We start from the raw sequence: 12,798 nt of genomic DNA, 5'->3' as shown, positions 1-12,798 counted from the left end.
CTGGAGGGTAGGATGCGTAGCCTGGTTTTGCTGCTGGCCTTTTTGGCGCTTGGCGGCTGCATGAATGTCAGCGATATGGGCGAGGGCGTGCGTTATCACTTGAGCGACTCGGGCATGCTCGATCACAGCGATACGCGCCGCACGAGTTCGTTCCGCATTCAGCCGGACTCGTTCATATTTATCGCCCAGGGCGCGTTTGTGCCGCCTGGCAGCGCCTATCCGCGACCTAACGTCGTGGCGGAAGAAGCCTTTAACGGCTTTATCGAATACTTCCCGATGGTGCGCCGCGCCCGAGCGCCCGAAGGCCTCAACCAGGCCATGGCAGAAGCCCGGGAAGTCGGTGCGCACTACCTGCTCTATGCTCGCTTTGCCAAGGCCGACGACCGTATCGGCAACTCCGATGAGTGGTTCGATCAAGAGGCTGTGGACCGCCTGGGTGTCGACACCGGCGTCATCCAGATCATGCTGATCGAGACCAGCACCCAGTATTTGATCGATACTGCACGGATTCGCAGTCGTGGCGGTTTACTGACGTTCCACGACAACAAACCGCAAGACCTGCTCGGTCCGCCGCTCCAGCAATACGCCCGTGGTTTGCTGGGGTTGAGCGACTGAGCAACGCACAAGGAGTACATCGATGAGTGGTCCAGGCAAAGCCAACGACCTGTTGGCGCAAATTCCCAAGTCTGAAAAAGGCTTGCCGCCGGTCCACCTGTGGAACCCCGATTTCTGTGGCGATATCGACATGCGGATCGCCCGCGACGGCACCTGGTACTACCTGGGTACCCCGATCGGGCGCAAACCGATGGTCAAGCTGTTCTCCACCATCATGCTGCGCGAAGGTGACGATTATTTCCTGATCACACCGGTGGAGAAGGTCGGGATCAAGGTCGACGACGCACCCTTTGTCGCGGTAACCCTGGACGTGCAGGGCCAAGGCGAGCACCAGCTGCTGCGCTTTACCACCAACGTCGAGGAGCAGGCCGAAGCCGGTACCGAGCATCCGTTGCGCGTGGTCATCGACCCCCAGACCCAGGAACCGGCGCCGTACGTCCATATCCGCAGCAACCTCGAAGCCCTGATTCATCGCAACGTCTTCTACCAGTTGGTGGAGCTGGCAGTGCCCCGTGAAATCGACGGCCAGCGCTGGCTCGGGGTCTGGAGCGGCGGTGTGTTCTTTCCTATCGGCCTTGAGCCCTGACTCCAGGCGCTACCCTCAGTTGATACCTCGGCATCACGCTGCTTGAGGTTGTCGCCTGCCCGTCGAAAAACCTTTGACAGCCAATCATATGATCAATAGCGTGAGCCGATGCTGCACGGCTCCGTTTTTCTTCATCACGAGGGTGTCCATGTCCAACAGTTTTCACGCGTCGACGGTCGATTGGCTGGGCGCCTGGATTGCCGCCGGGCATGTTCAGCCCGGGCAGGCGATCAAGGTCGAGGCGGACCTGGGCCAGCAGCTCGGGGTCAGTCGCACGGTGATCCGCGAAGCGATCAAGACCCTGGTTGCCAAAGGCTTGCTGGAAGTCGGGCCCAAGGTTGGCACCCGGGTATTGCCGGTGCGGCGCTGGAACCTGTTCGATCCGCAGGTGGTGGGCTGGCTGTCACGCAACGGCTTGCCGGAAAACTTTGTCGACGACTTGCTGGATCTGCGTCGCACCATCGAACCCATGGCCGTGCGCTGGGCTTGCGAGCGGGCGTCGGTGGAGCAGATCGAGGCCATAACGCTGGCCTATAACGCCCTTGAGCGCGCGGTCGACAGCGGCCTGGATTACAACCTCGCCGATCAGTATTTCCACGAGTGCATTCTTGCCGCCAGCCATAACCAGTTCATCGAGCAAATGGTGCCGGCCCTGGGGGCCCTGCTCGCGGTGTGCTTCGAAGTCTCGGCCGCCGACCCCGACGAACTGCGGCGCACCTTGCCCATTCATAAGGACCTGGCCCACGCCATTGCCGCCCGGGATACCGGGCGCAGCGTCTGGGCCTGCATGACCCTGATCGACAACGCGGCCTTGGCGATCAAGCGCTACTACCCGGATCTGATGGCCGGCAAGGCCGCCAGCGCTGCCGGACGCTGATATCACCTGACCACCATAAGAGCGGGAGTTTGTATGGACTGGAAGGCGGTTACCCCGCATCGGGCCCTGCTGGGCGAGGGACCATTCTGGGACGGTGCCGAACAGGCCCTGTACTGGGTGGACATTGCTGCAAAGCAGGCGCTGCGCTTCAAGGATGGCGGCTTGCGGGTCTGGCACCTGCCGGAACACGTGTCTGCCTTTATTCCTACGGTGCGTGGCGATGCCCTGGTGACCCTGAGCAGCGGGGTCTATCGGCTCGACCTGGAGTCCCCGGCCGATGTGCCCCGGCTGCAATTGTTGTGCGTCGCCGATCCGCACCCCGGTAACCGGGCCAACGAAGCGCGTTGCGATGAGCAGGGGCGACTCTGGCTCGGCACCATGCAGAACAACATCGGACCCCACGGCGAGGACCTGCCCGTGGTGCAGCGCAGCGGCGGCCTGTTCCGGGTCGACGCCAATGCGCAGGTGACGCCGCTGCTCCAGGGGCTGGGGATTCCCAATACCCTGATCTGGAGTGATCAGAGCGCCACCCTGCATTTTGCCGACAGCCTGGACGGCACCCTCAATCGCTATGTCGTCGCGGCTGACGGCAGCCTCGGGCCGGCACAAGCCTGGCTGGGGCAGCATCCCCGTGGAGGGCCGGATGGCTCGGCACTGGATGCCGAAGGTTGCCTGTGGAACGCCCGTTGGGATGGCAGTTGCCTGCTGCGCCTGACCCCGGATGGAGAGGTGGATCAGGTTATCGAGCTGCCGGTCAGTCGGCCCACCAGTTGTGTGTTTGGTGGGGAGGACTTGCAGACCCTGTACGTCACCAGTGCCGCCAGCCCGCAGGCGCATGGGCTGGACGGTGCAGTGCTGGCAGTTCGGGTCTCGGTGGCGGGCACGGTATGCACGCGTTTCGCGGGTTAAATCCCTATATGTGGGATGTAAAATTATATATTGAGATTTCTTAAGGGCCGGGTTTATAGTCGGCCACAGCTCCACGCACTCACACTAAAAAAATAATACCGGTGACGCGATGCAGAGATCTTCCTACGCACTCCTTAGCGGAGTCGATGTTTCAGGCCATCAAGGCCGGCCGGCGCCTGCCGGTGCGCGGTTCATACCTACCCCTGTCGATGCTGGCCGGTCATCCCTGGATGCCCGGCGTTCGTCGTGCCCTGCCACAGGAGTCCCGATTCATGGCTGATGCTCTTTCCTTGCCGCCGGTGCCTGAACCGCCCCGGGGCGAACGCTTGAAAAACAAGGTAGTGCTGCTGACCGGCGCGGCCCAGGGAATCGGCGAGGCGATTGTTGCCTGCTTCGCCGCGCAGCAGGCAAAACTGGTGATCAGCGATATCCAGGCGGAAAAGGTCGAGGGCGTGGCGGCTCATTGGCGGGAGCAGGGCGCTGATGTCCAGGCCCTGCGCGCCGATGTGTCGCGGCAGGCGGACCTCGATGCACTGGCCCGGCAGGCCATCGAGCTGCACGGCCGGATCGACGTACTGGTCAACTGCGCCGGGGTCAATGTGTTCCGCGACCCGTTGCAGATGACCGAGGACGACTGGCGACGCTGCTTCGCCATCGACCTGGACGGCGCCTGGTACGGCTGCAAGGCGGTGCTGCCGCAGATGATCGAGCAAGGCTTCGGCAGCATCATCAACATCGCCTCGACCCACTCCACCCACATCATTCCCGGCTGCTTCCCGTACCCGGTGGCCAAGCACGGCCTGCTGGGGCTGACCCGGGCCTTGGGCATCGAATACGCGCCCAAGGGCATCCGGGTCAACGCCATCGCCCCGGGTTACATCGAGACCCAACTGAACGTCGATTACTGGAACGGTTTTGCCGATCCCCATGCCGAGCGCCAGCGGGCCTTGGACCTGCACCCGCCGCGACGCATCGGCCAGCCAATCGAGGTGGCAATGACCGCGGTATTCCTGGCCAGCGATGAAGCGCCGTTCATCAATGCGTCGTGCATCACCATCGATGGTGGGCGATCAGTGCTCTACCACGACTGACGGTGGAGTGTTTCGGGCTGAGAACTTCGCCTGAAGCGCAATGATCATATGATATGACTATTCGCTTGAAGTTGTGACTGCAACGAGATACGCCGCCAGGCTGCGCAAAGCCCCCAATCGGAGGTGGTGCCTGGAGGCGGTTGGCTTTCAATAAAAATAAGGAGTGAGCTATGAATCGTCGTCGTGGGTTCCGTTCCCTGTGTCGCGCCGCCCTGGCGGTGACCGCAGTCAGCCTGAGCAGCAGCTTGCTGGCGGCCGAAGCGGTAAAAATCGGCTTTCTGGTCAAGCAGGCGGAAGAGCCCTGGTTCCAGACCGAATGGGCCTTCGCGGAAAAAGCCGCCAAGGACAAGGGCTTTACCCTGATCAAAATCGCCGTGCCCGATGGCGAGAAAACCCTTTCGGCCATCGACAGCCTGGCGGCCAATGGCGCCAAAGGATTCGTCATCTGCCCGCCGGATGTGTCCCTGGGCCCGGCCATCATGGCCAAGGCCAAGCTCAACGACCTCAAGGTCATGGCGGTGGACGACCGCTTCGTCGATGCCAACGGCAAGTTCATGGAGGACGTTCCCTACCTGGGAATGGCGGCCTTCGAAGTCGGGCAGAAACAGGGCAACGCCATGGCTGCCGAGGCCAAGAAGCGCGGCTGGGACTGGAAAGACACCTACGCGGTGATTAACACCTTCAACGAGCTGGACACCGGCAAGAAGCGCACTGACGGCTCGGTCAAATCCCTGAAGGACGCCGGCCTGCCAGAGGATCACATCATCTTCTCGGCACTCAAGACCCTCGACGTACCAGGCAGTATGGACGCCACCAATTCGGCCCTGGTCAAGCTGCCAGGTGCGGCCAAGAACCTGATCATCGGCGGCATGAACGACAACACCGTGCTCGGTGGCGTGCGGGCCACGGAAAGCGCCGGCTTTGCCGCCGCCAACGTGATCGGCATCGGCATCAACGGCACCGACGCTATTGGCGAGCTGAAAAAGGTCAACAGCGGCTTCTTCGGCTCGATGCTGCCCAGCCCGCACATCGAGGGCTACAACACCGCGAGCATGATGTTCGAGTGGATCACCACCGGCAAAGAACCCCCCAAATACACCGCCATGGACGACGTGACCCTGATCACTCGGGACAACTTCAAGCAGGAGCTGGAAAAAATCGGCCTGTGGAACTGAGCGCCGGGCGAGTCGCTGGCGGCCCGGGTCCGGGGCGCTTGAACGGGTGGTAGGCGAGGGCGGCAGTTGCCGCACTCGTCGGATCGAGGAGGGGCTATGCAGGCGCAAACAACTACAGCGGCCGTGAACGTGGGCGGCAGCCTTCGCTTCACGGGCATCGGCAAGCGTTTCCCCGGGGTCCAGGCACTGGCGGATATCAGCTTCGTGGCGCACCCGGGAACGGTTCACGCCCTGATGGGGGAGAACGGCGCGGGCAAGTCGACGTTGCTGAAAATCCTTGGCGGGGCCTACGCGCCGAGCAGCGGCCACTTGCAGATCGGCGAGCAGGTGCTGAGTTTCAAGTCCACGGCGCAGAGCATTGCCAGTGGGGTCGCGGTGATTCACCAGGAGCTGCATCTGGTGCCGGAAATGACCGTGGCCGAGAACCTGTTTCTCGGTCATCTGCCGTCGCGTTTCGGCTTGGTCAAAGGCGCCGAGTTGCGGCGCAAAGCCCTGGCATTGCTCAAGGGCCTGGCCGATGAGATCGACCCCCAGGACAAGGTCGGCCGGCTGTCCCTGGGCCAGCGGCAATTGGTTGAAATCGCCAAGGCGCTGTCCCGTGGCGCCCATGTGATTGCCTTCGACGAGCCCACCAGCAGCCTGTCTTCCCGGGAAATCGAGCGCCTGATGACGATCATTGCGCGCCTGCGGGACGAGGGCAAAGTGGTGCTCTACGTGTCCCATCGCATGGAAGAAGTGTTCCGCATCTGCAACGCGGTGACGGTGTTCAAGGACGGGCGTTATGTGCGCACGTTCGAGCAGATGAGCGAGCTGAGCCACGACCAGTTGGTGACCTGCATGGTGGGTCGGGACATTCAGGATATTTACGATTACCGCCCGCGGGAGCCGGGCGCGGTGGCGCTCAAGGTCGAGGGTCTGCTCGGCCCGGGCTTGCGTGAGCCGGTGAGTTTTGACGTGCGCGAGGGCGAGATTCTCGGCCTGTTCGGGTTGGTGGGCGCCGGCCGTACCGAGTTGCTGCGGTTGCTCAGCGGCCTGGCGCGCAAGAGTGCCGGCAGCCTGGAACTGGCGGGGCGACCCCTGACCCTGAGTTCGCCCCGGGATGCGATCGCGGCGGGGGTGCTGTTGTGCCCCGAGGACCGCAAGAAGGAGGGCATCCTGCCGCTGGCCAGCGTCGCGGAAAATATCAACATCAGCGCCCGTGGCGCCCACTCGACCCTGGGCTGCCTGCTGCGCGGCGACTGGGAGCGGAGCAATGCCGACAGGCAGATCAAGGCGCTGAAGGTAAAGACCCCATCGCCCGGGCAAAAAATCATGTACCTGTCCGGCGGCAATCAACAGAAGGCCATTCTCGGCCGCTGGCTGTCGATGCCGATGAAAGTCCTGCTGCTGGACGAACCGACCCGGGGCATCGATATCGGCGCCAAGGCCGAGATCTACCAGATCATCCACAACCTGGCTGCCAGTGGCATCGCGGTGATAGTGGTCTCCAGCGACCTGATGGAGGTCATGGGCATTTCCGACCGCATCCTGGTGCTTTGCGAAGGCGCGGTACGCGGCCAATTGCCCCGTGCCCGGGCCAATGAATCCAATCTGTTGCAACTGGCATTGCCAGGCCAGCGCAGCCAAGGCCCTGGCCCATCCGAGAGGTCTCTATGAGTACGCAAAACACCACCTTGAGTGCACCGCGCAAAGCCCCTGACCTGCGCCGCTTCCTGGATGACTGGGTGATGCTGCTGGCGGCAATCGCGATCTTCGCCCTGTGTACCTTGCTGATCGACAACTTTCTTTCGCCCTTGAACATGCGTGGCCTGGGGCTGGCGATTTCCACCACCGGGATCGCGGCCTGCACCATGCTCTATTGCCTGGCGTCGGGGCACTTCGACCTTTCGGTCGGCTCGGTCATCGCCTGCGCCGGTGTCGTCGCGGCGGTGGTAATGCGCTCTACCAACAGCGTGTTTCTCGGCGTCAGCGCGGCGCTGCTGATGGGCCTGGTGGTGGGGCTGATCAACGGCATCGTCATCGCCAAGCTGCGGGTCAATGCCCTGATCACCACCTTGGCGACCATGCAGATTGTCCGGGGCCTGGCTTATATCTTTGCCGACGGCAAGGCCGTGGGGGTCTCCCAGGAAAGCTTCTTCGTATTTGGCAACGGGCAACTGTTCGGGGTGCCGGTGCCAATCCTGATTACCCTGGTGTGCTTCCTGTTCTTCGGTTGGCTGCTCAACTACACCACCTATGGGCGCAACACCATGGCTATCGGCGGCAATCAGGAAGCGGCGTTGCTGGCCGGGGTCAACGTCGACCGCACCAAGATCATCATCTTCGCCGTGCACGGCCTGATCGGTGCCCTGGCCGGGGTCATCCTGGCGTCGCGCATGACCTCGGGCCAGCCGATGATCGGCCAGGGGTTCGAGCTGACGGTGATCTCGGCCTGTGTACTGGGTGGGGTGTCCCTGAGCGGGGGGATCGGCATGATCCGCCACGTGATTGCCGGGGTGTTGATCCTGGCCATCATCGAGAACGCCATGAACCTGAAGAACATCGACACGTTTTACCAGTACGTGATTCGCGGTTCGATCCTGCTGCTGGCGGTGGTTATCGACCGTTTGAAGCAGCGTTAAGGCAAGACAGCCGGGGGCCCCCCCGGGGGGGGGGGGGGGGGGCCGGGGCCCCCCCCGCGCAGGGAGAGGGGCAGTCTCAGTCGCCGAACGGCCCGGCTGCGGTAAACGCGCCGCCCTGGAACAGGCTGTTGGGATCATCGGCCGCAGGCTTGGGCTGCTGCTCGATCTGCGGGCGAAATTTTTCCGAGCTGTCCTGCGGGGCAAACTCCAGGTGCGCGGCGTGACGGTTGTTCCACCACAGGTCGCGGTTGGCGGATACGCCGTAGACCACGCTATGCCCGACATCTCTGGCCAGCAGTGCGCGTTCCACCAGGTGGTCGAGGTCCTGGTAACTGAGCCATGTGGACAGCATCCGCAGGTTGCGCGGTTCGGGGAATGACGAACCGATGCGCAGGCTCACGGTTTCGATGCCGTAGCGGTGAAAGTAGAAGGTCGCCAGGTCTTCGCCATAGGACTTGGACAGCGCGTAATAACCGTCCGGGCGGCGCAGGCTGTGGGCGTCGAGTTCTGCGTCCTGCGGGTAGAAGCCGGTGACGTGGTTCGAGCTGGCGAACACCACGCGTTTGATCCCGTGTTTGCGCGCCGCTTCGTAAATATGAAAGGTGCCGCGAATGTTGGCATCGAGAATTTCTTCGAAGGGCCGCTCAACGGAAATCCCGCCGAGGTGGACGATGGCCTCCACGTCCTTGACCAGGGCTTCGACCCCGGCCTTGTCGGCCAGGTTGCAGTTGATCACTTCGTCATGCGCGCCGCGGCTGGGTGCCATGGGGCTGATGTCCGAGGAGCGGACGACGGCGGCGTGGGCCTGCAGGGTTTCCCTGAGTATCTGGCCCAGGCCACCGGCGGCGCCCGTCAGCAGGATGCGGGTGAAGGGTTTGCGCGAAGGGGGCTGTGTGGTCATGGTCGGGTCTTCCATAGAGCTGTGGTTGCGAAGGGGGAGGGGGCGGCCAGGCCTGGTGAACGATGCGCGATCGCCAGGCCGGCTCGACTGTTACATGAAGTTGTACTGGATCCCGAAGCGCCAGCGGGCTTGACGGTCATCACTGGTGGAATTGACTTTGACGTCGCCGATCTCGATGAACGGAACCCACTCCTTGGTGAGTTTGTATTTGACGATCATGTTCTGCTCGTAGTCGCTCTTCTTGTTGTCGTAGCGGATGTAGTCGGTCTTGAAGTAGATGAACTGGTACTCATAGGCCCACTTGCTGGCCGGGGTATAGCCCAGCCAGCCTTCGAAACGGTTGGTGTTCTGGTTGTCCTTGGCGCGATCAGGCAAGTCTTCGTTGATCTGGTCGCGGTCGAGCTTCTTGGCATCGAGCCGGTAGCGCGTGGCGACGTAGAAGGCATCGTTGATCTTGTAGTTGTACTTGAGCCCGAACTTGTAGCTGGTCGAGTCCTTCGAGCTGTCCATCTGGAACGCCGGGGTCAGGGTCGACTGGGGGCTCAGCTTGTAGTTGTAGCTGACGGTGAACTCGTGACCGTTGTTGACCATGTTGTCGTAGGCGACGTCTTCGCGATCGCCGGCCGTGCGGTATTTCATCTCCGCCTCAAACCCCAGACCACTGTCCAGGCGATAGCCGAGCTTGATCCGATCGGCGTGGGCGCTGTCGTCTTCAGTGAACTGGTGGCGGTAGTTGATGTTGGCGGAATCGGCGCTGGCGCAGAAAGGCAGGCTGAGTGTGGCGAGCGTAACGAGGGTACGGAATGTGATGTTCATGGAGTCTTCTTTTATTGTTTTTGTTGGGTTTGTGAACAGTGCGGCTGGCAGCAGAGGTGTTGCGGAGGTCTCATTTCTTGGTGTCGATATACGTTATCGTACGACCATGGGGGTGTCTACGGGTTATGGCCCTGTTTGTAACACCTTGTTACATATATAGCCTATAGATAGGGCTCTAGAGATCACTATGTTGTCTTTAAGTCATCTTTAAATAGGGGCTTTTGCGGGGCTTACGGGGTAAAATGCGCGGAAATTCGGAGGTTATTTTTCGTCTTTTCAAGTGTTGTACGATGACGTATGATCATTTTCAGCAGGCGACATTCCTGTCATAAATCTAATAAGCAGGCTAAAGACGTCCATGAGAATTACAGCAGTCAACGTCCAGGTTTTTTCCTACCCGACCCGTCGCGCTGTCGACAGTGCGGGCCACGCCCACCCCGGTGATGTCGCCCAGGCCAAGATGGCCCTGCTGCGCATCCAGACCGAAGACGGCAATGAGGGTTATGCCTTCGGCGCCCCTGAATTGATCCGTCCTTATGTGCTCGATGGTTTTGTGCGCAAGGTGCTGATCGGGCAGAACGCCCTCGATCGCGAAAAGATCTGGCACGACCTGGTGCACTGGCAACGCGGCAGCGCCAGCCAACTCACCGACCGTGCCCTGGCCCTGGTGGAACAGGCGCTGTGGGACTGGGCCGGGCGCAAGTTCAACGTGCCGGTGCACAAACTCATCGGCGGTTTCCGCGACAAGGTGCCGGCGTACGGCTCGACCATGTGTGGCGATGAATTGCCAGGCGGCCTGGCGACCCCGGAAGACTACGGCCGTTTTGCCGAGACCCTGGTCCAGCGCGGCTACAAGGCGATCAAGCTGCACACCTGGATGCCGCCGGTGTCGTTTGCGCCAAGCCCGCGTATCGACGTCAAGGCCTGCGCCGCCGTGCGTGAAGCGGTCGGCCCGGACATCGCCCTGATGCTCGATGGCTACCACTGGTACAACCGCACCGACGCTCTCTACATTGGTCGCGAATTGCAGAAGCTCGACTTCGCCTGGTTCGAAGAACCGATGATGGAAGACTCCGCCGAGTCCTACGCCTGGTTGGCGGGGCAGCTGGATATTCCGGTACTCGGCCCGGAAACCCTGGCCGGCAAGCACCTGAGCCGTGCCAGCTGGGTGAAGAACGATGTCTGCGACATCCTGCGCGCCGGTGTCGCCGGTGTCGGCGGTATTGCCCCCTGCCTGAAGGTGGCGCACATGGCCGAATCCTTCGGCATGGATTGCGAGATCCACGGCAATGGCGCGGCCAACCTGGCGGTGGTCGGGGCAATCAAGAACTGCACCTGGTACGAGCGTGGCCTGCTGCACCCGTACCTGGACTACGACGAAGTCCCGGCCTACCTCAAGCGTCTGGTCGACCCGATGGACAGCGACGGTTTCGTCCATCTGTCCGACCTGCCGGGCCTGGGTGAAGAGATCGACTTCGAGTTCATCGAGACCAACACGCTCAACAGTTTCTGATGTGTAACGCGGGCTTCCCGGTCCAGGCCGGGTCGTCCGAGAGCCCTGAATAAATATAAGAAAGGCACTCTCACTATGAGCATTCTCCCCTCGCTTTGGGCGCGGGTATTTGCGGCTACTCTGGCGATCTCCACCTTGCCTGTCGCTTATGCCAAGACCCCGGCCGATCAACTGATTGTCGGCATGAGCATGATCAACCTGTTGTCCCTGGACCCTGCCGCCGCCACCGGGCTGGATGTCTCGGAGATCAACGCCAACCTCTACGACATGCTGCTGGTGCAGGATGTGGCCCAGCCTGATCGCCTGGTTCCGGCCCTGGCCGAACGCTGGCAGGTCAGCGACGACCGCAAGACCCTGACCTTCACCCTGCGTCCCGGCGTCAAGTTCCAGTCCGGCAACCCCCTGAGCGCCGAAGACGTCGCCTGGTCCCTGCAGCGGGTACTCAAGCTCAACCTGGCCCTGGCCTCGACCTGGAAGGCCTACGGTTTCAGCGCGGAAAACGTCGAGCAGTACATGCGCGCCACCGACGCCACTACCTTTGTCATCGAGCTGCCACGGCCGACCGACCCGCTCCTGGTGCTCAACACCCTGGCCACCTCGCCCAGCGCGTTTGTCCTCGACCGCAAGAAGGTGCTGGAGCACCAGAAGAACAACGACCTGGGCGCCGCCTGGCTGGTGACCCACGCCGCCGGCAGTGGCGCCTTTGTGCTCAATGACTGGCGCGCCAACGATGTGATCCTCATGAGCCGTTTCGACGGTTACTGGGGTGGACCGGCCAAGCTCAAGCGCATCGTCATGCGCAACATGACCGAGTCCCAGTCTCTGCGCCTGATGATCGAGCGCGGCGACCTGGACATCGCCAAGGGCATGTCGGCACCGGATATCGAAGCCCTGCAAGGCAGTGACAAGGTGCGCACCCAGACCCTGCAGCGCGGCACCCTGTACTACGTCGCCCTGAGCGTGAAGCAGCCGATGTTTGCCGATGCCCGGGTGCGCAAGGCGGTGCGTTCGCTGATCGATTACCAGGGCATCAACCAGACCGTGATGCCGCACTACGGCCTGATCAACCAGCGGCCGTTGCCACTGGGCCTGGCGGCGCGCCTGCCGGATCCGGGCTACCGGCTGAATGTCGAGGAAGCGAAAAAGCTCCTGGCCGAAGCCGGCTACCCCAATGGCTTCAAGACCAGCATCCGGGTGCTGACCGATCCGCCCTTCATCAACATTGCCTCCAACCTGCAATCGACCCTGGCCCAGGCCGGGATCCAGGCCAGCATCATCACCGGCACCGGTAACCAGATCTACGGTGCGATGCGCGAGCGCAACTTCGACATCATCGTCGGCCGTGGCGGCGGCGGTGCCGAGCGGCATCCGCATTCCAGCCTGCGGACCCTGGTGTACAACCCGGACAACCGCGATGAAGCCAAGCTGAGCAACTTCCAGGGCTGGCGCACTTCGTTCTACAGCCCCGAGCTGAACCAACTGATCGAGAGCGCCGAGGTCGAGCCTGACGCCAGCAAACAACTGGCCCAGTACCGACAGATCCAGGAGCAACTCGACCAGCAGGTGGGCGCCATTCTGCCGGTCTCGCAAATGACCGATACGGTGCTGATCTACGGCGACGTTGCCGACTATCAAGGCCACACGGCCGCGACCACTCGCTACAAAGACGTCTACAAGAATCGCTGAGTGTGGCG

At 62.1% G+C, this 12,798-nt stretch carries 12 protein-coding genes; 10 read left to right on the top strand and 2 right to left on the bottom strand.

What is annotated here, in order from left to right; translation table 11 throughout:
* Positions 1-12: 12 nt before the first annotated feature.
* The 8 genes from ACOZJV_RS11610 to araH all read left to right on the top strand — a co-directional run bounded on the left by ACOZJV_RS11610 (position 13) and on the right by araH (position 7,874).
* Entirely contained in the window at positions 13-615 is a 603-nt protein-coding gene (locus ACOZJV_RS11610) for a DUF4823 domain-containing protein (protein WP_020300280.1), read from the top strand.
* A gap of 22 nt (positions 616-637) precedes the next feature.
* Positions 638-1,201, top strand: coding sequence for a DUF1285 domain-containing protein (locus tag ACOZJV_RS11605; RefSeq protein WP_078471096.1), 564 nt, complete (start codon positions 638-640; stop codon positions 1,199-1,201).
* A 148-nt stretch (positions 1,202-1,349) separates the two neighbouring features.
* Entirely contained in the window at positions 1,350-2,078 is a 729-nt protein-coding gene (locus tag ACOZJV_RS11600; protein WP_201130132.1) for a FadR/GntR family transcriptional regulator, read from the top strand.
* A gap of 33 nt (positions 2,079-2,111) precedes the next feature.
* Positions 2,112-2,987: an SMP-30/gluconolactonase/LRE family protein gene (locus ACOZJV_RS11595; RefSeq protein WP_421547695.1), complete on the top strand. Its 876-nt coding sequence runs from the start codon at positions 2,112-2,114 to the stop codon at positions 2,985-2,987.
* A gap of 272 nt (positions 2,988-3,259) precedes the next feature.
* Positions 3,260-4,078, top strand: coding sequence for an SDR family oxidoreductase (locus tag ACOZJV_RS11590; RefSeq protein ID WP_421547694.1), 819 nt, complete (start codon positions 3,260-3,262; stop codon positions 4,076-4,078).
* 170 nt (positions 4,079-4,248) lie between these two features.
* Positions 4,249-5,253, top strand: coding sequence for a substrate-binding domain-containing protein (locus ACOZJV_RS11585; RefSeq protein WP_421547693.1), 1,005 nt, complete (start codon positions 4,249-4,251; stop codon positions 5,251-5,253).
* A gap of 96 nt (positions 5,254-5,349) precedes the next feature.
* The gene (araG, locus tag ACOZJV_RS11580; RefSeq protein WP_421547692.1) at positions 5,350-6,909 is read left to right on the top strand and encodes an L-arabinose ABC transporter ATP-binding protein AraG; all 1,560 of its coding nucleotides are present in this window, start codon (positions 5,350-5,352) and stop codon (positions 6,907-6,909) included.
* Positions 6,906-7,874 carry an L-arabinose ABC transporter permease AraH gene (gene araH / locus ACOZJV_RS11575; RefSeq protein ID WP_078471101.1) on the top strand — a complete coding sequence of 323 codons (969 nt, stop codon included), beginning with the start codon at positions 6,906-6,908 and terminating at the stop codon, positions 7,872-7,874. Before araG ends, araH begins: the two co-directional genes overlap by 4 nt.
* Positions 7,875-7,950: 76 nt before the next feature.
* Here the strand turns inward: araH and ACOZJV_RS11570 are convergent, their stop codons facing one another.
* Together ACOZJV_RS11570 and ACOZJV_RS11565 are read right to left on the bottom strand one after the other, a co-directional pair.
* Complete coding sequence (locus ACOZJV_RS11570) at positions 7,951-8,775, bottom strand: NAD-dependent epimerase/dehydratase family protein (RefSeq protein WP_421547691.1); 825 nt, start codon at positions 8,773-8,775, stop codon at positions 7,951-7,953.
* A 90-nt stretch (positions 8,776-8,865) separates the two neighbouring features.
* The gene (locus tag ACOZJV_RS11565) at positions 8,866-9,591 is read right to left on the bottom strand and encodes an oligogalacturonate-specific porin KdgM family protein (protein WP_078469319.1); all 726 of its coding nucleotides are present in this window, start codon (positions 9,589-9,591) and stop codon (positions 8,866-8,868) included.
* A gap of 358 nt (positions 9,592-9,949) precedes the next feature.
* Here ACOZJV_RS11565 and ACOZJV_RS11560 point away from each other — a divergent pair, with 358 nt between their 5' ends.
* Positions 9,950-11,104: a mandelate racemase family protein gene (locus ACOZJV_RS11560; protein ID WP_078469320.1), complete on the top strand. Its 1,155-nt coding sequence runs from the start codon at positions 9,950-9,952 to the stop codon at positions 11,102-11,104.
* Positions 11,105-11,179: 75 nt separating this feature from the next.
* Complete coding sequence (locus tag ACOZJV_RS11555; protein ID WP_201129004.1) at positions 11,180-12,790, top strand: ABC transporter substrate-binding protein; 1,611 nt, start codon at positions 11,180-11,182, stop codon at positions 12,788-12,790.
* Positions 12,791-12,798: the final 8 nt, after the last annotated feature.

Source organism: Pseudomonas sp. QD4, assembly GCF_049199125.1.
Lineage (GTDB): Bacteria > Pseudomonadota > Gammaproteobacteria > Pseudomonadales > Pseudomonadaceae > Aquipseudomonas.
The sequence above is the reverse complement of the archived record's forward strand: the minus strand, read 5'-3'. Positions and strand labels throughout refer to the sequence as shown.

Bases quoted from the DNA above. Each gene is read 5' to 3' on its own strand.
- ACOZJV_RS11610 (WP_020300280.1), top strand. From the start codon at position 13: ATGCGTAGCCTGGTTTTGCTGCTGGCCTTTTTGGCGCTTGGCGGCTGC.
- ACOZJV_RS11605 (WP_078471096.1), top strand. From the start codon at position 638: ATGAGTGGTCCAGGCAAAGCCAACGACCTGTTGGCGCAAATTCCCAAG.
- ACOZJV_RS11600 (WP_201130132.1), top strand. From the start codon at position 1,350: ATGTCCAACAGTTTTCACGCGTCGACGGTCGATTGGCTGGGCGCCTGG.
- ACOZJV_RS11595 (WP_421547695.1), top strand. From the start codon at position 2,112: ATGGACTGGAAGGCGGTTACCCCGCATCGGGCCCTGCTGGGCGAGGGA.
- ACOZJV_RS11590 (WP_421547694.1), top strand. From the start codon at position 3,260: ATGGCTGATGCTCTTTCCTTGCCGCCGGTGCCTGAACCGCCCCGGGGC.
- ACOZJV_RS11585 (WP_421547693.1), top strand. From the start codon at position 4,249: ATGAATCGTCGTCGTGGGTTCCGTTCCCTGTGTCGCGCCGCCCTGGCG.
- araG (WP_421547692.1), top strand. From the start codon at position 5,350: ATGCAGGCGCAAACAACTACAGCGGCCGTGAACGTGGGCGGCAGCCTT.
- araH (WP_078471101.1), top strand. From the start codon at position 6,906: ATGAGTACGCAAAACACCACCTTGAGTGCACCGCGCAAAGCCCCTGAC.
- ACOZJV_RS11570 (WP_421547691.1), bottom strand. From the start codon at position 8,775: ATGACCACACAGCCCCCTTCGCGCAAACCCTTCACCCGCATCCTGCTG.
- ACOZJV_RS11565 (WP_078469319.1), bottom strand. From the start codon at position 9,591: ATGAACATCACATTCCGTACCCTCGTTACGCTCGCCACACTCAGCCTG.
- ACOZJV_RS11560 (WP_078469320.1), top strand. From the start codon at position 9,950: ATGAGAATTACAGCAGTCAACGTCCAGGTTTTTTCCTACCCGACCCGT.
- ACOZJV_RS11555 (WP_201129004.1), top strand. From the start codon at position 11,180: ATGAGCATTCTCCCCTCGCTTTGGGCGCGGGTATTTGCGGCTACTCTG.